This window comes from Streptomyces sp. NPDC001070 (genome assembly GCF_053598835.1).
In genome coordinates this window covers 1-19714 of sequence record NZ_JBSFLB010000058.1, presented here as the reverse complement: position 1 = coordinate 19714, position 19714 = coordinate 1, and the positions used below count along the sequence as shown (strand labels likewise).

Annotated in this window: 16 protein-coding genes and 1 pseudogene; 13 read left to right on the top strand and 4 right to left on the bottom strand. The window is 73.2% G+C overall.

Going from position 1 to position 19714, the window contains the following annotated elements:
• Positions 1 to 153 precede the first annotated feature (153 nt).
• Both ACWDAS_RS39630 and ACWDAS_RS39625 read right to left on the bottom strand, forming a co-directional pair.
• Positions 154 to 2448 (bottom strand): SulP family inorganic anion transporter, encoded by a 2295-nt coding sequence (locus ACWDAS_RS39630; protein ID WP_450400633.1) that lies wholly within the window; start codon positions 2446 to 2448, stop codon positions 154 to 156.
• Positions 2449 to 2644: 196 nt separating this feature from the next.
• Positions 2645 to 3628, bottom strand: coding sequence for an ATP-binding protein (locus tag ACWDAS_RS39625; protein ID WP_450400632.1), 984 nt, complete (start codon positions 3626 to 3628; stop codon positions 2645 to 2647).
• 180 nt (positions 3629 to 3808) lie between these two features.
• Between ACWDAS_RS39625 and ACWDAS_RS39620 the strand changes: the two genes are divergently transcribed.
• Entirely contained in the window at positions 3809 to 4639 is an 831-nt protein-coding gene (locus tag ACWDAS_RS39620; protein ID WP_450400630.1) for an oxidoreductase, read from the top strand.
• A 368-nt stretch (positions 4640 to 5007) separates the two neighbouring features.
• On the opposite strand, the gene ACWDAS_RS39615 is transcribed toward ACWDAS_RS39620, so the two are convergent.
• Positions 5008 to 5838, bottom strand: a complete 831-nt coding sequence (locus ACWDAS_RS39615; protein WP_450400628.1) for an HAD family hydrolase — start codon at positions 5836 to 5838, stop codon at positions 5008 to 5010.
• A gap of 444 nt (positions 5839 to 6282) precedes the next feature.
• Between ACWDAS_RS39615 and ssd the strand changes: the two genes are divergently transcribed.
• From ssd to ACWDAS_RS39580, 7 genes and pseudogenes are all read left to right on the top strand, one after another.
• Entirely contained in the window at positions 6283 to 7476 is a 1194-nt protein-coding gene (ssd, locus tag ACWDAS_RS39610) for a septum site-determining protein Ssd (RefSeq protein WP_450400627.1), read from the top strand.
• Entirely contained in the window at positions 7473 to 8627 is a 1155-nt protein-coding gene (locus ACWDAS_RS39605; RefSeq protein ID WP_450400626.1) for a TadA family conjugal transfer-associated ATPase, read from the top strand. Before ssd ends, ACWDAS_RS39605 begins: the two co-directional genes overlap by 4 nt.
• Positions 8624 to 9532: a type II secretion system F family protein gene (locus ACWDAS_RS39600; RefSeq protein ID WP_450400624.1), complete on the top strand. Its 909-nt coding sequence runs from the start codon at positions 8624 to 8626 to the stop codon at positions 9530 to 9532. Before ACWDAS_RS39605 ends, ACWDAS_RS39600 begins: the two co-directional genes overlap by 4 nt.
• Complete coding sequence (locus tag ACWDAS_RS39595) at positions 9529 to 10305, top strand: type II secretion system F family protein (RefSeq protein WP_450400623.1); 777 nt, start codon at positions 9529 to 9531, stop codon at positions 10303 to 10305. Before ACWDAS_RS39600 ends, ACWDAS_RS39595 begins: the two co-directional genes overlap by 4 nt.
• Positions 10306 to 10314: 9 nt before the next feature.
• Complete coding sequence (locus tag ACWDAS_RS39590; protein ID WP_450400621.1) at positions 10315 to 10503, top strand: DUF4244 domain-containing protein; 189 nt, start codon at positions 10315 to 10317, stop codon at positions 10501 to 10503.
• Positions 10490 to 10840 carry a TadE family type IV pilus minor pilin gene (locus tag ACWDAS_RS39585; protein WP_450400619.1) on the top strand — a complete coding sequence of 117 codons (351 nt, stop codon included), beginning with the start codon at positions 10490 to 10492 and terminating at the stop codon, positions 10838 to 10840. Before ACWDAS_RS39590 ends, ACWDAS_RS39585 begins: the two co-directional genes overlap by 14 nt.
• Positions 10837 to 11118 (top strand): annotated as a pseudogene (locus ACWDAS_RS39580) (Rv3654c family TadE-like protein); the annotation flags it as partial. The gene ACWDAS_RS39585 and the pseudogene ACWDAS_RS39580, both read left to right, overlap by 4 nt.
• Before the next feature lie 35 nt (positions 11119 to 11153).
• Here ACWDAS_RS39580 and ACWDAS_RS39575 read toward each other — a convergent pair.
• On the bottom strand, positions 11154 to 13559 hold the full coding sequence (locus ACWDAS_RS39575; protein ID WP_450400618.1) for a DEAD/DEAH box helicase: 2406 nt from the start codon (positions 13557 to 13559) through the stop codon (positions 11154 to 11156).
• 135 nt (positions 13560 to 13694) lie between these two features.
• Here ACWDAS_RS39575 and bldG point away from each other — a divergent pair, with 135 nt between their 5' ends.
• The 5 genes from bldG to ACWDAS_RS39550 all read left to right on the top strand — a co-directional run bounded on the left by bldG (position 13695) and on the right by ACWDAS_RS39550 (position 19660).
• Positions 13695 to 14036 carry an anti-sigma factor antagonist BldG gene (gene bldG, locus ACWDAS_RS39570; RefSeq protein WP_018562186.1) on the top strand — a complete coding sequence of 114 codons (342 nt, stop codon included), beginning with the start codon at positions 13695 to 13697 and terminating at the stop codon, positions 14034 to 14036.
• 84 nt (positions 14037 to 14120) lie between these two features.
• A complete protein-coding gene (locus ACWDAS_RS39565) occupies positions 14121 to 14612 on the top strand; it encodes an ATP-binding protein (protein WP_450400616.1) in 492 nt (163 codons plus the stop codon).
• A 309-nt stretch (positions 14613 to 14921) separates the two neighbouring features.
• On the top strand, positions 14922 to 17345 hold the full coding sequence (locus ACWDAS_RS39560; RefSeq protein ID WP_450400614.1) for a sodium-translocating pyrophosphatase: 2424 nt from the start codon (positions 14922 to 14924) through the stop codon (positions 17343 to 17345).
• Positions 17346 to 17518: 173 nt separating this feature from the next.
• Positions 17519 to 18085, top strand: coding sequence for a small secreted protein (locus ACWDAS_RS39555; RefSeq protein ID WP_450400613.1), 567 nt, complete (start codon positions 17519 to 17521; stop codon positions 18083 to 18085).
• Positions 18086 to 18142: 57 nt separating this feature from the next.
• Positions 18143 to 19660, top strand: a complete 1518-nt coding sequence (locus ACWDAS_RS39550; protein ID WP_450400612.1) for a DUF7059 domain-containing protein — start codon at positions 18143 to 18145, stop codon at positions 19658 to 19660.
• Positions 19661 to 19714: the final 54 nt, after the last annotated feature.

Genomic DNA, 19714 nt, shown 5'->3' with positions numbered 1-19714 from the left:
TAGCTCACCAGCCGGAGGGGCGGGATGACAAGGGTTCGCGGCAATTATTGGTTTAGACCTGTCATTGCGGCGTCTGCGGACAGGGGCCCGGCCCGCCCGGGCGGTACCCGGCGGGCCGGACGTCGCGGGGCCGCCCCGGGTGGGCGGGCCCGTTCACACCGCGTCGAGCACCTCCGGCCGGACGGCGGCGAACGTGCCGGTCCCGGCGTCCAGGACGTAGGCCTGGGCCTCGGCGACATGGAAGTACATGCCGTGCAGCTGGAGGGAGCCCTCGGCCACCCTGCGGGCGACACAGGCATGGGCCATCAGGTGGTCCAGCTGCTGCACCACGTTGACGAGGCAGAGCCGTTCGAGGTCGTCGGCCACCGGGCGGTCGGCGAGGGCGACCTCGCCGCGGCCGAGTCGGCCGATCCGCTCCATGCGGGACAGGCTCGGCCGGCCGTGGCGGAGCCATCGGGCCAGCGGGGTCTGCGCGCCCGGCTCGTGGCCCGCCCCGCCGAGCAGCGCCTGCATGGCACCGCACCCCGAGTGCCCGCACACGGTGATGCTGCCGACCTTCAGCACCTCCACCGCGTACTCGATGGCGGCGCCCACCGAATCGCAGGAGGCGTCGCCGCCGGGCGGCGGCATCAGATTGCCCACATTGCGCACGGTGAACAGGTCGCCGGGCCCGCTCGAGGTGATCATGCTGGTGACCAGGCGTGAGTCGGCGCAGGTGAGGAAGAGCTGGGTGGGCCGCTGCCCTTCACGGGCGAGCCGCGCCAGCTCGTCCCTGACCAGCGGCGCCGTGTTGCGCTGGAAGGCGCTCAGGCCCCCCACCAGCTGCCCGGCGGCCCCCGCCTCCGTGTCCGGCTTCGTGCAGTGGTGGTTGCGCCAAGGCGTCCAGGGGCGGCAGGCGTGCGTGCTCGCCGGGACGGAGATCGGCGAGCCCGACCGGCCCGTGAGGGTCGCCCAGCCGCCGCGCGCCCGGTGCCCGTCGCACCACAACTGCAGCGACTCGTACGCCGCGTGGTCCATGAACGAGCCGTCCAGCGTGATCACCGCGCTGACGCCGTCCGGCACCTCCGCCAGGGTGCGGGTCAGCCGGGGCACCGCGAGGAAGGTCAACTGCCCCCGCACGTGCACTTGGTGGACCCCGGACTCCTCGGTCACGGTGATCCGGGTGTGGGTCAGCCGGCGCAGCGACAGGAAGACGGCGACGGCGATGCCGGTCATGACCCCCTCCAGCACGCCGAACAGCACCACGGAGCCGAGCGTCGCCGCGTACACCGGGAACTCCCGGTGCCGCTGGACGTGCTTGATGTGGGCGAAGCTCACCATCTTCACCCCGACCACCATGACCAGGGCGGCGAGCGCGGCGAGCGGGACGTGCTCCAGCAGCCCGGCCAGCAGCCCGGCGCAGAGCAGCACCCACACCCCGTGCAGGACCGTGGCCCGGCGCGTCCGCGCGCCCGCGGCCACGTTCGCCGAACCCCGGATCGCGCCGCCGGCCACCGGCAGTCCGCCGAGCAGGCCCGACACCACATTGGACGCGCCCTGCCCGAGCAGCTCCCGGTTGAGCCGGGCCGGGGTGCCGTCCCCGGGCTCCGCGCGTCCGGAGCGCAGCTTGTCGATCGCCACCGCCGACAGCAGCGACTCCATGCTCGCGACCAGGGTGACGGTCAGAACGGCGGTGGCGATCCCGAGCGCCGGTCCGTGCGGCAGTCCGGGCAGCGCGACGGCATGCCAGGCGGGCAGCTCCACCCGGGGCAGCGCGATGGGTACGCTCGCGGCCGTCGCGGCGGCGATGGCGGCGAGCGGCGCCGGGACCGTGCGCAGCGCCTTCCCGGCCCGGCCCGGAAGGCGCGGCCAGCCGATCAGTACGGCCACCGTCACCGCCCCGATCAGCAGCGCGCCCGGATGGGGGGACGACAACTGCTGTGGCAGGGCGGCCAGATTGGCCAGCGCCGAGCTGTCCGGGCGGGCGCCGAGCACGACATGGAGCTGGGCGAGGGCGATGGCGGCGCCGATGCCGGCCAGCATGCCGTGCACGATCGCCGGGCTGACAGCGAGCGCCGCCCGGGCCACCCGCAGGACTCCCAGGGCGAGTTGGGCGAGCCCGGCCAGCACCGTGATGGCGCATGTCGTACGCCAGCCGTAGCGGTGGACGAGCTCGGCGGTGACCACCACCAGGCTGGTGGCGGCACCGCTGACCTGAAGCGGGGCCCCGCCCAGCAGCCCCGCGACGATGCCGCCGACCGCGGCGGCGATCAGCCCGGACTGCAGCGGGGCGCCGGTGGCCAGGGCGATGCCCAGCGACAGCGGGACGGCGATCAGGAAGACGGTGATCGAGGCGGACACATCGTGCCGCCATGCGGCGGCGGTCCCGGCATCGGCGCGGGGTCGGGGCGGTGGCAGAACCCGCGGCGGGGCCTGCGTCTGCGTGTGCGGTTCTGGCGTGGCGTGCATGTTCCCGTCTCCTCCGGGGCTGCGCGGCTGCGTCCGGCTGGTGCGCGTACGCGGTCGTGGTCACGGCTGTGCGGCGGGTGCTGTCGGCCTTGAGAGCAACGGATGGTGACGGAGTGATTACTCTCAAGAGTCGGTAAATGGAGAGTAATGCAGACAAAGGCCCTTTGGATGAAGATTCGCCCGAACGGACGAACGATTACCCGGTGAGGGTGAACCGCCGCTCGCCCAGGACGAAGCCCGGGTCGACCTGGGAGGCGAGATCGGCGCCGGTCCGCGCGTTGCCCCAGCTCTCCGCGTTCTTCAGGTGGAAGTGGACCATCTGGCGGGTGTAGCGCTCCCAGTCCCGGTGCTCGTAGGTGGCGTCCGCGGCGTCGCGCATCGCCCGCAGCGCGTTGCGGTTGGGCTCCTCCAGGGCCTCGAAGCGCGGCGGCCGGCCCTTCTCCATGGCGCGGACCCAGTCCGAGTGCCCGACCGTGACCAGCAGGTCCTCGCCCACCTCCGCGCGCAGGAAGTCCAGGTCGTCCGGGCCCTGCACCTTGTTGCCGACGACGTGCATGGCGACCCCGAAGTCCCGGGCGTACTCCTTGTACTGGCGGTAGACCGCCACGCCCTTGCGGGTCGGCTCGGCGACCAGGAAGGTCATGTCGAAGCGGGTGAACATGCCGGAGGCGAAGGAGTCGCTGCCGGCCGTCATGTCGACGACGACGTACTCCCCTCGGCCGTCGACCAGATGGTTGAGGAAGAGCTCCACCGCCCCGACCTTGGAGTGGTAGCAGGCCACACCCAGGTCCGATTCGTTGAAGGGACCGGTGACCATCAGCCGCGCCTCGCCGCCGTCGAGGGCGACGGGGCGGGCGCAGGCGGCGTAGACGGGGTTGTCCTCGGCGATGCGCAGCAGGCGGGAGCCCTGGCCGGGCGGGGTGGTCTTGATCATCGTTTCGGCGGACGCGATCCGCGGATTGGCGCCGCGCAGGTACTCCTTGATCTCCGGGAGGCGGGCGCCCATCGCCGGAAGGACGGCGGCCTCCTCCTCGTCGAGGCCGAGCGCCGGGCCGAGGTGCTGGTTGATGTCGGCGTCGACGGCGACGACGGGGACGCGGGCGGCTGCCAGGTGACGGATGAAGAGCGAGGACAGCGTGGTCTTGCCGCTGCCGCCCTTTCCGACGAAAGCGATCTTCATGTTCGATAAGGGTAGTGTCCGGGTCCCTCCGACTGCGGGCATCGCGGCGGGAGTTCACCCGTGGGTGGGCATCGGGGCTCCTTCCGGGCCTCCGCGCGGTGCGGCCCGGGTGACCGTGGCGTGCGTGACGATGCCCACTCGCCCACCGGGGCGCGGCCGAGGGTGCGTAGGGTCGTGGGTATGGGTACGACAGCTGATCCGCTCGCCGTTCTCGGTTCGCTCCCCGGTGTCGCCGAGTCCGTGGACTCCCTACGGAAGTCCGTCGACCAGGTCTACGGGCACCGGGTGATGCGCCGCCGCTCCAACGAGGTGACGTCCGAGGCGGCGCTGCGCGGCGCCCGCGGTTCCGCGGCGCTCGCCGGGGCCGACTGGGCGCTGGAAGAGGTGCGCCGGCGCAGCGACTTCTCCGCCGACGACGAGTCGCGCGCGGTCGGCGCCGCGCTGCGGCTGACCGCCGAGGCCGGCCAGTTGCTCTCGGTGTGGCGGCAGTCGCCGCTGCAGGCGCTGGCCCGGCTGCACCTGGTCGCGGCCGGGGGCACGTCGCCGGACGAGACGATCGGCCGGCCGCGGCAGACGGGCGAGAAGGTCGAGGAGCCGCTGCTGGACGACGCGGAGTTCCCGCTGCCCGAACCCGCGGAGGTCGTGGCGCGGCTCGACGGGCTCGCGGAACTGCTGCTGTCGGGCAGCCAGGCGCCCGCGCTGGTCATCGCCGCGGTCGTGCACGGCGAGCTGCTGAGCCTGCGGCCGTTCGGTTCGTACAACGGGATCGTGGCGCGGGCCGCGCAGCGCATCGTCCTCGTCGGCAGCGGCCTGGACCCCAAGTCCATCTGCCCGGCCGAGGTCGGCCACGCCGAACTGGGGCGCGCGGAGTACCTGAAGGCGCTGCGGGGCTACGCCTCCGGGACGCCGGAGGGCATGGCGGCGTGGATCACCCACTGCGGGCGGGCCGTGGGCCTGGGCGTACGGGAGAGCGTGGCGGTCTGCGAGGCCCTTCAGCGGGGCGCTGCGTAGCGCGGGCCGGGCGGGCCCCGGACAAGGTTGCGGCGGCACCGCACGGGTGCCGCCGCTGGCATGGCCGTCGGGATACCAAGCGTGCACGATATGCGCCCATCAGGTCGGGAACTTCGCCCGTCACCTGGTGCGGCCGGCCCGGTCAGCGGGTCTGCGTCGCGTGGGTTCCCAGCTGTCATGCTCGGTCCGTGGGGCCTGATTCGACGGGGTTCCTCGCGGAAGTCCGTGGTCTCGCGGGCCGTACAACCTTTCTACTGCACCTTCGGGAGAACCGGAACCCCTCGCCACACTTCTTTGCATACGGGGCCTACCGGGGTTCACAGGCTCTGATCAGCAGAATCTTCCCGAAGGGCGTGCAACGGTGCGCATCAGGACAGGGCGGGCCTGCGCCGCCGGGCGGCGTACCAGACGAGCCCAGCCGTCGCGGCGGCCGCGCCGACCGCCGCCAGCGCCAGCACCGGCCCCGAGGGCATCGTCAGCGCGGGCACGCGCTGGTGCAGCCGGACCGGGCGGTTGAAGGTGAGCACCGGCCATTCGCGGGACGCCGCCTCCCGGCGCAGCCCGCGGTCGGGGTTGACCGCGTAGGGGTGGCCGACCGACTCCAGCATCGGGATGTCGGTCACCGAGTCGCTGTAGGCGAAGGATCGCTTGAGGTCGTACCCCTCGGTCCCGGCGAGCTCGGTGATGGCCCGCGCCTTGGCCGTGCCGTAGACGTAGTGCTCGATCCGGCCGGTGTAGCGGCCGTCCTCCACCGCCATCCGGGTGGCGATGACGTGGTCCGCGCCGAGCATCTCGCCGATGGGCTCCACGACCTCGGCGCCCGAGGCGCTGACGATGACGACGTCGCGGCCGGCGAGGTGGTGCTCCTCGATGAGGGAGGCGGCCTCGTCGTAGATGATCGGGTCGATGAGGTCGTGGAGGGTCTCGGCCACGATCTCCCGCACCTGCTGAACATTCCAGCCGCGGCACATGTCGGAGAGGTACTTTCGCATCCCCTCCATCTGGTCGTGGTCGGCCCCGCCGAGCAGATAGACGAACTGGGCGTACGCGGTCCGCAGCACGGCGCGCCGGTTGATGAGGCCGCCTTGATAGAACGGCCTGCTGAACGCCAAGGTGCTCGACTTGGCGATCACCGTCTTGTCGAGATCGAAGAACGCGGCGGTCCGCGGCGAGAGGTGGTTTTCCACGAGGATGAGCATAGGGACCCACCATTCGGCGTAAGCTCCTGCGCGTGGGTTTGCCTGAGAAGGCCTTCGGGTACACCATGGAAGTCACGGATCGTTCGCGACCGTGCTAACCCGGTCTGGCTCCTCCCCCCCCGAGTCGGACCGTGGGGACGACCCCCGCTCTCCCCCCCGGCGGGGGTCGTCGCATGTCCGGGGGCATATTCAGGCCACTGGCCCGGATAGGCCCGGCATCCTGATCAGCCCCCCGCATCTTCCGCGGGGGGCTGATCTTTTTCTTCATTCGACTACAGCGTGTGACGAAGTGTAATCGTTGCGCTGTTCGGTGAGGGCCACTCGCACGGGTGGCGGAGATATCCACAACAACCTGGTTATCCACGGATTACGACCAAGATCAACAAGTTTTGGTGACTCGCGAGACTCTGGCCACAAATGCCGCACCGGAGAGGTGCCCGGTGCATGCGCCCGATACCGATGGGGCGGGCCGTAACGAGCGAGGGGGACGTGAAGGTGGCCGAATCATTCAACGGCGGAACAAAAGGAACGGGTGACGGACGCGGGTCCGGGCGGCCGCGCGGAAAGGACGATCCGGGCGGTGGGCCGCTCATCGTCACCGAGGACGGGGCACTCCTGGACGACCTGCTGCGGCTGTGCGCCGCGGCGGGCGCGGAGCCGGAGGTCGCCTTCGGCGTCCCGCCGGCGCCGGGCAGTTGGGAGTGCGCGCCGCTGGTGCTGGTCGGCGCCGACGACACGCGGCGGGTGTCGGGTACGGCGCGGCGCCGCGGTGTGCTCCTCGTCGGCCGGGACCTGGACGATCCCGATGTGTGGCGCCGCGCCGTGGACGTCGGCGCCGATCACGTCGCCTTCCTGCCCGACGCGGAGACCTGGCTGGTCGACCGGATCGCCGACGCGGCGGAGGGCGCCGGCGACCCGGCCCTGACGATCGGCGTCGTCGGCGGCCGCGGCGGGGCGGGGGCGAGCACCCTGGCCTGCGCGCTGGCCGTCACGGCCGCGCGGTCCGGCCGCCGCACGATGCTCGTCGACGCCGATCCGCTCGGCGGGGGCCTGGATGTGCTGCTCGGGGCCGAACGGGTGGGCGGGTTGCGCTGGCCCGACCTCGCCGAGTCCCGGGGCCGGGTCAACAGCGGCGCCCTGGAGGAGTCGCTGCCCCGCACCCATGCCCTCAGCGTGCTCAGCTGGGACCGCGGCGACTCGGTGCTCATCCCGCCACGGGCCATGCGGTCGGTGATGGGCGCCGCCCGGCGGCGGGGCGGGGTCGTGGTCGTCGACCTGCCGCGCCGGGTGGACGAGGCGGTGGCCGAGGCACTCGCCCAGATCGACGTGGGCCTGCTGGTCGTCCCCGCCGAACTGCGCGCGGTCGCGGCCGCCGGCCGGGTCGCCTCCCGGGTGGGCATGGTGCTGCGGGATCTGCGAGTCGTCGCCCGCGGTCCCTTCGGCTCGGGCCTCACCGAGGAGGCGGTGGCCGAGCTGGTCGGGCTTCCGCTCGCCGGTGAACTGCCGCCGGAGCCGGGACTGCCCGCCGCCCTGGACGGCGGCGAGGCCCCGGGCGGCAGCGGCCGTGGCCCACTGGCCGGGTTCTGCTCGGCATTCCTCACGGCAGCGCTGGCCGGTGGCGGGAGTGTGGCCGCATGAGCGCCGACGTCATGCCCCCCGGCCTGCTCGACGCCGTGCGGCTGAGGCTGGCCGCCTCGGGCGACGAGCCCACCCCGGCCGGCGTGGCCGCGGCGCTGCGGGCGCAGGGCCGGCTGCTGGGGGACACCGAGGTTCTCGACGTGGTGGCGGCCCTGCGTTCGGAGATGGTGGGCGCCGGGCCGCTGGAGGGGCTGCTCGCCGAACCGGAGGTGACCGATGTCCTGGTGAACGGGCCGGAAGAGGTGTGGGTCGACCGCGGCGCCGGGCTGGAACGCACCGAGGTGCGGTTCACCGACGCCGTCGCCGTGCGCAGGCTCGCCCAGCGGCTCGCCTCCGCGGCCGGGCGGCGGCTGGACGACGCCCGCCCCTGGGTGGACGCGCGCCTGCCGGACGGCACCCGGCTGCACGCGGTGCTGCCTCCGGTGGTGGTCGGAGCCCCGTGCCTGTCCCTGCGGGTCGTCCGCACCCGGGCCTTCACCCTGGACGAACTCGTGGCGGCGGGCAGCATGGATCGTGGCACGGCCGGCCTGCTGCGGGCGGTGCAGGACGCCCGCCTGTCGTATCTGGTCTCCGGCGGCACGGGTTCCGGCAAGACGACATTGCTCAGCTGCCTGCTGGGCCTGGTCCCCCCGGGCGAGCGCATCGTCCTCGCCGAGGACTCCGCCGAGCTGCGGCCGCGGCATCCGCATGTCGTACGGCTGGAGACCCGGCCCGCCAATCAGGAGGGCGCCGGGCTGGTAACCCTGCGGGACCTGGTGCGGCAGGCGTTGCGCATGCGACCGGACCGCCTGGTGGTCGGCGAGGTGCGCGGGCCCGAAGTACTCGATCTGCTGGGCGCCTTGAACACCGGTCACGAAGGCGGCTGCGGCACGGTCCACGCCAACGCCGCCGGGGATGTGCCCGCCCGGCTGGAGGCGCTGGGCGCCGTGGCGGGCCTCGACCGGGCCGCGCTGCACAGCCAGCTGGCGGCCGCCCTGTCGGTCGTGGTGCATCTGGTGCGGGACCGCTCCGGCCGCCGCCGGGTAGCCGAGATCCATGTGCTGGAGCGCGGGCCGGACGGCATCGTCGGCACGGTGCCGGCGCTGAGCGGCGGTGAACGCGGCCCCGGATGGCCCCGGTTGGCCGCGCTGTGCGAGCGGGGGCGGTCATGAGCACCGTGATGCTTCTCGCCGTCTTGGGCGCGGGTGTGTCCGCCTGGGTGCTGTGCACGCGGGACGAGGTCCTGCGCAGGGCCCGGACGCTCCTCTCCGGCCGCCCGGAGGCCACCGGGGCGCCGACCGGAGTGCGGGCGCCGCGAGGGCTCGAGTCCCGCGTGAACGGGCTGCTGGAGCCGTTCCGGGCGCGCTTCGGGTGGCGGCTGGGCCGCGAAGTGCTGCTCATGCCGGGCGGGTTGCTGGTGGGCCTCGCCGCCGGATCGGTGCTGCCGGCCCTCGTGGGCGCGGCCGCGGTACCGCTCGCCGGGCGGTGGTCGCGCAGGCGGGAGCGGCGCGCGGAGTCGGAGGGCCGGGCTGCCGCTGTGGGCGCGCTGTGCGCGGCGGTCGCCGGTGACCTGAGGGCCGGGCTGGCGCCGCCCGCCGCGCTGGCCGGTGCGCTGGGCCGGGAGGGCTGGCCGGAGCGTCCGGGCCTGGCGGATGCCGCGCTGCCGCTGCTGGCCGCCGCCCGTTTCGGCGGTGACGTGCCCGCGGCACTGCGCGCGGCCGCCCGGCTGGAGGGCGCCGGGGGACTGGCCGGGGTCGCCGCGTGCTGGCAGGTGGCTGTGGACGGCGGCGCGGGCCTCGCCGACGGCCTGGACCGTATCGCGGCCGCCCTGCGCGCCGAACGCGATCAGCGGGAGGACGTGAGGGCCCAGTTGGCGGCACCCCGCTCCACGGTGGCGCTGCTGGCCCTGCTGCCCGCCTTCGGGCTCGTGCTGGGCACCGGGCTGGGCGCCGATCCCCTGGGCACCTTGCTGCGCACGCCCGCGGGGCTGGGCTGTCTGGCCGCCGGGGGGCTCCTGGAGTGGGCCGGGCTCGCATGGACCGCGCGCATCGTGCGGACGGCGGAGGGCGGGTCATGACCGGCGTCGTCGTCCACAGGCTGGGGATTGTCGTGGCGGTGGCGGCCGCCGCCCTCTGCGTGGCGGCCGCGCTGGCCGCCGTCCGGGGCGAGCGCGCCGCGCGACGCAGGCTGCGGCTGCTGATGGGCATGACACTCCCGGCCCCGCGCGGCCGGAGGTGGCCCGGTACGCCGGCCGTGCGCCAGTGGGCGCCGGTGGCGGGGGTCGCCCTGGGGACGATGGCCCTCGTCGGGGGTGTCCCCGGCTGCGCGGCCGGGCTCGGCGCCGCCTACGCGATACGCCGCTGGCAGCAACGGCCCCGGCCCGCCGGGCAGGAGGAGTCGGCTCGGGCCGCGCGCCAGCTGCCGCTGGCCGCCGATCTGATGGCCGCCTGCGTCGCGGCCGGAGCGGGTCCGCGCGAGGCCGCCGAAGCGGTCGGCCCCTCCCTCGGAGGGCCGCTCGGGGAGGCGCTCATCCGCGCCGCGGCCGAGCTCCGCCTTGGCGGCGACCCCGGGGAGTGCTGGGGCCGGCTGGACGGGCTCGGCAGCCGTGAGCTCGCGCGCTGTATGGAGCGCGCCACGACCACGGGAGTGCCGCCGGTCGAGGAGATCGCGCGGCTCGCGGCCGCCTGCCGCGCTGAGCACGCCCGCTCCGGGGCGGCTCGCGCCCGGCGCGCCGGAGTGCTGATCACTGCCCCGCTGGGGCTGTGCTTCCTGCCGGCCTTCCTCCTCGTGGGGGTCGCGCCGGTGGTGATGGGACTGGCGGGGGCGATCCTCGCCGGCACGACGATCTGAGGGGGAGTCATGTGTTTTCTGAGGAAGCTGATGCGCCGGTGCCGCACCTGCGAGCGGGGGATGACCACGGCCGAGTACGCCGTGGGCACGCTGGCGGCCTGCGGTTTCGCGGCCGTGCTCTACAAGGTGGTCACCTCGGGCGCGGTCAGCTCCGCGCTCACCGGGCTGATCAAGCGAGCCCTCGATGTGGCGTTCTGAGCGCCGGGGCGACTCCGGCTACGTGACGGCCGAGGCGGCGGTGGTGATTCCGTCGCTGGTGTTCCTCACCGCGCTGCTGCTGTGGGGGCTGGCCGCGGCGGCCGCGCAGATCCGCTGTGTCGACGCCGCGCGGGCCGGAGCCCGCGCGGCGGCCCGGGAGGAACCGGCGGGCGCCGTGCTCGATGCGGCCCGTACGGCCGCTCCCGACAGGGCCGCTGTTTCCGTCCACCAGAGCGGCGACCTGGTCAGGGTCACGGTGGAGGCCCGCTCCTTGTCCCTCACCCTCCACGGTGAGGCGGTGGCCTCCGTGGAGGGCCGGGGCGGGGAGGGGCCGTGAGCGGGCGCCGGGGCGATCGGGGCTCCGCGACCGTCTGGACCGCCCTGCTGGGAGCGGTGCTGGCGCTGGCCGCCTGCGCGGTGCTGACGTTCGGCGCCGCCGTCGCGGCCCGGCACCGCGCCGGGGCCGCCGCGGACCTCGCGGCGCTCGCCGCTGCCGACCATGCCCTGCGGGGCGGCGCGGTGGCCTGCGCCGTGGCCGGACGCGTGGCCGCCGCCCAGCACGCCCGGCTGGTGCGCTGTGCGGTCAGCGGCGAGATCGCCGATGTCACGGCCGCGGTCGGCCCCGCCCGGGTCCGTTCCCGGGCCGGGCCTCAGGACTCCGGATCCGGGGCGGGTGCGGGTGCGGCGGGGCCGGGCTCCGAAGGGCCCTCCGTCGCGAGGAGCACGTCGAGCAGACGCACCGCCGCCTGCTTGTCCAGCGGGTCGTTGCCGTTGCCGCACTTGGGCGACTGCACACACGAGGGGCAGCCGAACTCGCACTCGCAGGAGGCGATCGCCTCGCGGGTGGCCGTGAGCCAGGTGCGGGCGGTGCGGAAGGCCCGCTCCGCGAAGCCCGCGCCGCCGGGATGGCCGTCGTACACGAAGACGGTCGGCAGCCCGGTGTCCTGGTGCAGCGGGACGGAGACCCCGCCGATGTCCCAGCGGTCGCAGGTGGCGAAGAGCGGGAGGAGGCCGATGGAGGCGTGCTCGGCGGCGTGGAGGGCGCCGGGCAGCTCCTCGGGGTGGATACGCGCAGCGTCGAGCTGATCGTCGGTGACCGTCCACCACACGGCGCGGGTGCGCAGGGTGCGGGGCGGCAGGTCCAGCTTGGTCTCGCCCATCACCTCGTTGGTGATCAGCCGGCGGCGGAGGAAGGAGACGACCTGATGGGTGACCTCGACGGAGCCGAAGTGGAGGCGGGCCTCGCCCCACTCCTCCACCAGGTCCTCGTCGAGCACGGAGATCGCCGTGGTGTCGCGGGCCATCGTCGAGTACGGCGGGTCGGCCGGTTCCACCAGCGCGACGGAGTCCTCCAGGTCCAGGTGCCGGACGAGATAGGTGCGGCCCTGGTGGAGATGGACCGCGCCCTCGTGGACGGTGGTGTGCGCCGCGCCCGCGTCGACGGTGCCGAGCAGGCGCCCGGTGCCGGCCTCGACCACCTGGACGGGCTTGCCGCCCTCGCCGCGGATGTCGGTGAGGTCGGCGGCCCGCTCCCGGCGGGTCCAGTACCAGCCGCCGGTGCGGCGCCGCAGCAGCCCGCGGCGCTCCAGCTGGGGAAGGAGCAGTGCGGTCTCGGGCCCGAAGAGCTCCAGGTCCGACTCGCCCAGCGGCAGCTCGGCCGCGGCGGCGCACAGGTGCGGGGCGAGGACGTACGGGTTGTCCGGGTCCAGCACGGTCGACTCCACCGGACGGCGGAAGAGGGCGTCAGGGTGGTGGACGAGATATGTGTCCAGCGGGTCGTCGCGGGCGATCAGCACCGCCAGCGCCCCCTGGCCCGACCGCCCGGCACGGCCCGCCTGCTGCCACAGGGAGGCCCTGGTACCCGGGTACCCGGCCAGGAGCACGGCGTCGAGCCCGGAGACGTCCACACCCAGCTCCAGGGCCGTTGTGGAGGCAAGTCCGAGGAGCCGCCCGGTGTGCAGGTCCCGCTCGATGGACCGGCGCTCCTGGGGGAGGTAGCCGCCACGGTAGGCCGCGACCCGCCTGGTCAGCCGGCGGTCGATCTCCGCCAGGCGCTCCTGGGCGATCACGGAGATCAGCTCGGCGGCCCGCCGGGACCGCACGAAGGCCACCGTGCGGGTGCCGTCGAGCACCAGGTCGGTGAGCAGGTCGGCGGCCTCGGCGGTGGCCGTGCGCCGCACCGGCGCGCCGTGCTCGCCGCTCAGCTCGGTGAGCGGCGGCTCCCACAGGGCGAAGGCGACCTCGCCGCGCGGGGAGGCGTCCTCGGTGACCTCGGCGACGGGAACGCCGGTCAGCCGGGTGGCGGTGGCGCCGGGGTCGGCGGCGGTCGCGGAGGCGAGCAGGAAGACGGGATCCGCCCCGTAGCGGGCGCAGACACGCCGCAGCCTGCGTATGACCTGGGCGACGTGCGAGCCGAATACGCCCCGGTAGGTGTGGCACTCGTCGATCACGACGTAGCGCAGCCGCCGGAGGAAGGAGGACCAGCGGGAGTGGCCCGGGAGGATCCCCAGATGGAGCATGTCGGGGTTGGTGAGCACGTAGGTCGCGTACTGGCGCACCCACTCGCGCTCCTCGAACGGCGTGTCGCCGTCGTAGACGGCCGGGCGGACCGCCTTGCCCAGCGGGGCGGCGAGCTCGGCCACGGCGCGCCGCTGGTCGGCCGCCAGGGCCTTCGTGGGCGCCAGGTACAGCGCGGTGGCGCCCCGGCCGTTGGGTGCCTCGGAGCCGTCCAGAAGGGCGCTGAGAACCGGCACGAGGTACGCCAGGGACTTGCCGGAGGCGGTCCCGGTGGCGACCACCGCGGAGGTGCCGGCGAGGGCGTGCGCGGCCACCCGGGCCTGGTGTTCCCACGGCCGCTCGATGCCGGACGCGCGGACCGCGTCGATCACCTCCTCGCGGATCTGATCAGGCCAATCGGCATGGCGACCCGCCCGCGGGGGCAAGTGCTCCGTATGGGTGATGCGCGCGGCCCTGCCCGCCCCCGTGGCAAGCCGCTCCAGAAGGGCGACGGGGGAGGTACGGCCGTGCGCCGACTGCGGAAGATGATCCTGAGCCATCGGCACTCAGTGTGTCACTGGCATGACGGACAATCGCCGTAAGGCGTCGTGCATGCCCGCTGGTAAGTGATTGAATGCCATCGCGGCTGCCGATCCATGGGGGGCGACCGCTCGATGCAAGGTGCTGGAGGATCCGTGGACCTGTCCCTGTCGACTCGAACCGTCGGCGACCGTACGGTCGTCGAGGTCGGCGGCGAGATTGATGTGTACACCGCACCCAAGCTGCGCGAGCAGCTGGTGGAACTCGTGAACGACGGTAGCTACCACCTGGTCGTGGACATGGAAGGCGTGGACTTCCTGGACTCGACGGGGCTGGGCGTGCTGGTCGGCGGGCTCAAGCGGGTTCGCGCGCATGAAGGCTCGCTGCGCCTGGTGTGCAACCAGGAGCGCATTCTCAAGATTTTCCGTATCACCGGCCTGACCAAGGTGTTTCCCATCCACACCTCGGTCGACGAGGCCGTCGCGGCGACCGATTGACGATCGGCGCCGGACCGCGGGGCTCCGGGCGACGCCGACGCCCGGGCCCCAGTGTTGCCCGCCCACAGGCACGAGGGGGAGGCCATGCCCACCGTTGAACTGCTCTTCAGCGCACTGCCGGAGCACGTCCGCACCGCACGACTGGTGGCGGCTGCGGTGGCCCGCAGGGCAGGGGTGGACGAGGCCGTCCTCGACGAGGTCCGGCTCGCCGTCGGTGAGGCGTGCAGCCGGGCCGTCGGACTGTACCGCAGCAGCGGTGCGGACCGGCCGGTGCGGGTGGTGCTGACCGAGGAGGAGAAGAAGTTCTCCATCGAGGTCGGCGAGAAGTCCCCCGAGGCGGACGAGCGTCCCGCCGACGCCGCCAGTGTGCCCTCGGCGCGCGGCGACAGCCCCGCAGAACACCCCGAGCCGCTTCCCGACGGCTCGTCCTCGTCCGAGTCCTCCGATGCCGAGGACGAGGGCCAGATGGGCCTTGCCGTCATCAGCGGCCTCGTCGACGACGTCGAGGTCCTCTCGGGAGAGTACGGCGATGTCATCCGGATGAGCTGGCCGCTGAACCCGGCCGCGCTCTCCTAGCCGCCCCGCCCCCTTCACGCGCTCCTGCCGAGCTGCCTGCGAGCTTCCGCCGCAGGTCAGCTTGGCGTGCGCGGATTCACCCGGTGGTTGATCCACTTACGCGGTGACTGTTCACCTTTTCCGGTGATATCTGCGGGCGATCTCCTTTGCTATATCCCCGGCCTCGGCGAATTTCGTTTCCTGCGCCCTGTTTTGATCTAGTTCGGCTCCCTACAATCCGTCCATCTTTGCTCAGCTCACAAGCCTGAGCGTCGCGGCGGCGAAGTCGCCGGAGCCGCGCGCCCACGTGCCAAACGTCAAGGAGGACGAATGGCGGGGCCACTCACCCCTCACCTGCAGGACATCGCTCAACCCCTGGCCGCATCACCCGTACTGACCGACGGCAACCGCAATCTCGTACTCGTCATCGCGGTGGTGGCGCTGGCCGCCCTGGTGCTCGCCGTGGTGCTGGTACGTCAAGTGCTCAGTGCCGATGAGGGCACCGACAGCATGAAGAAGATCGCGGCTGCCGTGCAGGAAGGCGCAAACGCCTACCTCGCACGGCAGTTCCGCACTCTGGGAGTTTTCGCGGTCGTCGCGTTCTTCCTGCTCATGCTGCTGCCCGCGGACAACACGTCGCAGCGCATCGGCCGAAGCGTGTTCTTCCTGGTGGGCGCCGGCTTCTCGGCGGTCACCGGCTACATCGGCATGTGGCTGGCAGTGCGCAGCAACGTGCGCGTGGCCGCAGCCGCACGAGCCGCGACCCCGGCGAAGGGTGAGCCCGCGGCCGACCTGACGACCGTCTCGCACCGTGCGATGAAGATCGCCTTCCGCACCGGCGGTGTGGTCGGCATGTTCACCGTCGGCCTGGGCCTCCTGGGTGCCTCCGCCGTCGTGCTGGTCTACAAGGCCGACGCCCCGAAGGTGCTGGAGGGCTTCGGCTTCGGCGCCGCGCTGCTCGCCATGTTCATGCGTGTCGGCGGCGGCATCTTCACCAAGGCCGCGGACGTCGGCGCCGACCTCGTCGGCAAGGTGGAACAGGGCATCCCCGAGGACGACCCGCGCAACGCCGCCACCATCGCGGACAACGTCGGCGACAACGTCGGCGACTGCGCGGGCATGGCGGCCGACCTGTTCGAGTCGTACGCCGTCACCCTGGTGGCCGCGCTCATCCTCGGCAAGGTCGCCTTCGGCGACTCGGGGCTCGCCTTCCCGCTGCTGATCCCGGCCATCGGCGTGCTGACCGCCATGATCGGCATCTTCGCGGTGGCCCCGCGCCGCAACGACCGCAGCGGCATGACCGCCATCAACCGCGGCTTCTTCATCTCCGCGGTGATCTCGCTCGCGATGGTGGCCGTGGCGGCGTTCGCGTACCTGCCCTCGACGTACGCGGAGCTGGCGAACGTGCCGGGCGACATCGCCTCGCACGGCGGTGACCCGCGCATCCTCGCGCTGGTCGCGGTCGCCATCGGCATCGTGCTCGCGGCGCTCATCCAGCAGCTCACCGGCTACTTCACCGAGACCACCCGGCGTCCCGTCCGGGACATCGGCAAGACCTCGCTGACCGGCCCGGCCACCGTCGTCCTGGCGGGCATCTCGGTCGGCCTGGAGTCCGCGGTGTACTCCGCCGTCCTCATCGGGCTCTCGGTGTACGGCGCCTTCCTGCTCGGCGGTGCCTCGATCTGGCTCGCCCTGTTCGCGGTGGCGCTGGCCGGCACCGGTCTGCTCACCACCGTCGGCGTGATCGTCGCCATGGACACCTTCGGCCCTGTCTCCGACAACGCCCAGGGCATCGCCGAGATGTCCGGCGACGTCCACGGCGAGGGCGCCCAGGTGCTCACCGACCTCGACGCGGTCGGCAACACCACCAAGGCGATCACCAAGGGCATCGCCATCGCGACCGCCGTGCTCGCGGCGACCGCACTGTTCGGCTCCTTCAAGGAGGCCGTCGACACCGCGGTCCGCGAGGCGAACATCTCCGCCTCCGACCTCAGGTGGCTGGACCTGGACATCTCCCAGCCCAACAACCTGGTCGGGCTGCTGCTCGGCGCGGCCGTGGTCTTCCTCTTCTCCGGACTGGCCATCAACGCCGTGTCCCGGTCGGCCGGTTCGGTGGTCTTCGAGGTGCGCCGGCAGTTCCGCGAGCACCCCGGGATCATGGACTACACGGAGAAGCCCGAGTACGGGCGCGTCGTCGACATCTGCACCAAGGACGCGCTGCGCGAGCTGGCCACCCCCGGTCTGCTCGCCGTGCTCGCCCCGATCGCGGTCGGCTTCGCGCTCGGCGTCGGCTCGCTGGGCTCCTACCTCGCCGGGGCCATCGGCGCGGGCACGCTCATGGCGGTCTTCCTCGCCAACTCCGGTGGTGCCTGGGACAACGCCAAGAAGCTCGTCGAGGACGGCCACTACGGCGGCAAGGGCAGTGAGGCCCACGCCGCGACCGTCATCGGCGACACCGTCGGCGACCCGTTCAAGGACACCGCGGGCCCGGCCATCAACCCGCTGCTGAAGGTCATGAACCTGGTGGCACTGCTGGTCGCCCCCGCCGTGGTCAAGTTCTCCTACGGTGACGACGCCAACCTCGGCGTACGGATCGGTGTCGCGGTCGTGGCGCTCGTGGTCGTCATCGTCGCCGTCTACATCTCCAAGCGCCGCGGCATCGCGGTCGGGGACGACGACGGGGCCGACACCGGCCACGGCGACACCGAGAGCACGAAGCGATCAGCCGACCCGAATGCGACGGCCACGGTCTGACGTAGCGTGAGCTCAACTTGATTCGGCGGCGGGCGTCATCCTCCGGGGTGACGCCCGCCGCCCGCGTGCACGTCAGATGCATCACCCTGTTCTTGGTTCATAAGGGGCAATAGTGGGCGTATCGAGTGGAAGCGATGTGGCCCCCGGACGGGAGACGTGTAGGTTCCGGGGCCGTGAAGAACAAACTCGCGGCTGCGCTGTCCGCCACGGTTGTGATCCTCGCGATGGGGTCGCTGTCGGGATGCGGCGACGGCGGTAACGAAGAACTCGACGCCTGGGCGAAGACGGTCTGCGACCAGGCTTCCGCCCAGGTCAAGAAGATCAACGACGCGAACACCCACATCAGCAACACCCCGAGCGACGCCAAGCCGCAGGACGTCCGGAGCGCCGACTCCACGGCGTTCGGGCAGATCTCCGACGCCTACAAGGCGCTCGCCGGGATCGTCGGGAAGGCCGGCGACCCGCCGGTCGACAACGGGGCCAAGCTCAAGCAGGACGCGGTCAACGACCTCAACTCGCTGTCCACCGCGTACGCCAACCTGCGCAAGCAGGTCGACGCGCTGCCCGTCTCGGACCAGGCGAAGTTCGCCGACGGCCTCAAGAGCGTCTCCGACAACCTGTCCAAGGTGAGCAAGAGCGGCGAGCAGGCGCTCGACACGCTGCGCCAGGGCGACGTCGGTCAGGCCATGGCGAAGCAGCCCGGCTGCCAGGAGTCCGGCGCGTCGCCCGCGAAGTCCTGACCGCGCGCGAGCGGGTGGGGGCCCTCCGGCGGCCCCGCCGGGGGTGACAATGGCTGCGTGAGTACGCAGCCGCCTCCGCAGTCCCTGCCCGCCCCCGACCGCGCCGACCGCCTCCGCGACGCGCTGCGCGCCGCGGCCTTCACGGCCGACGGCTGCCTCGACCTGCTCGGGGCGACCGCCTACGCCGCGCTCTCTCGGGCCGAGACCGTGCCCGCGCTGCGGGCCACCCGCGGCGGCGGCCCGCTGGAGAGCCTGGTGCGGCTCTTCCTGCTGCAGCAGGCGGTCCCGTACGGCCGGCTGCGCGATGTGCTGCCCCTGGACGCGGCCGTCGAGGACGGCTGGCTCGTCCGGGACGGCGACGAACTGCGCGCCACGGTGGACGTCCGCCCCTACGGCGGCGACGGCGGCGAGGACTGGTACATCGTCTCCGACCTCGGCTGCGCCGTGGGCGGCGCCAACGGCATCCGCACCACGCCCGGCGTGGACCGCGCGGACCTGGTGCTCGGGGTCGGCGGCGCGTCGACCACCCTCGCCGGGATCACCGTCCGCACGCCCGTGGCCCGCGCGCTGGACCTCGGCACCGGCTCCGGCATCCAGGCGCTGCACGCCTCCCGCCACGCCACCCGGGTCACCGCGACCGATCTCAACGCCCGCGCCCTGCACTTCACGCGGCTCACCCTCGCCCTCTCGGGCGCCCCCGAGCCGGACGTGCGGCAGGGCAGTCTCTTCGAGCCCGTCGGCGACGAGCGCTACGACCTGATCGTGTCCAACCCGCCCTTCGTCATCTCCCCGGGCAGCCGCTTCACCTACCGCGACGGCGGCATGGCCGGCGACGACCTGTGCCGCTCCATCGTGCGGCAGGCCGCCGACCACCTCACCGAGGGCGGCCACCTCCAGCTGCTCGCCAACTGGGAGCACACCGAGGGCGAGGACTGGCGGGACCGGGTCTCCGCCTGGGTGCCCGGCGGCTGCGACGCCTGGATCGTGCAGCGCGAGGTGCAGGACGTCACCCAGTACGCGGAGCTGTGGCTGCGCGACGGCGGCGACCACCTGGCCGGGCCCGAGGCGTACGCCGCCCGCTACGACGCGTGGCTGGACGCCTTCGAACAGCGCAAGACCAAGGCCGTCGGATTCGGCTGGATCACGGTGCGCAAGAGCGGCTCCGACCGCCCCGCCGTCACCGCCGAGGAGTGGCCGCACCCGGTCGAGCAGCCGCTCGGCCCGCACATCGCGGCGTGGTTCGGCCGCCAGGACTTCCTGCGCGCCCACGACGACGCGGCGCTGCTGAACGAGCGCTTCAAGCTGGCGGACGAGGTGGTGCAGGAGCAGGTCGGCCTGCCCGGCGCCGAGGACCCGGAGCACGTCGTGCTGCGGGCCAACCGCGGCATGCGACGGGCGACCCGGGTCGACACCGTCGGCGCGGGCTTCGCGGGCGTCTGCGACGGGACCCTGACGGCCGGTCGCATCCTGGACGCCATCGCACAGTTGCTGGGCGAGGACCCGGTCGTGCTCCGGGACCGTACGCCGGAGGCGATCCGGCTGCTGGTGGAGCAGGGCTTCATCGAGCCGGTGTGAGAACGGTGCGCGAACGCGCGACGGCCCGCCTCCGCAGCGGAGCGGAGGCGGGCC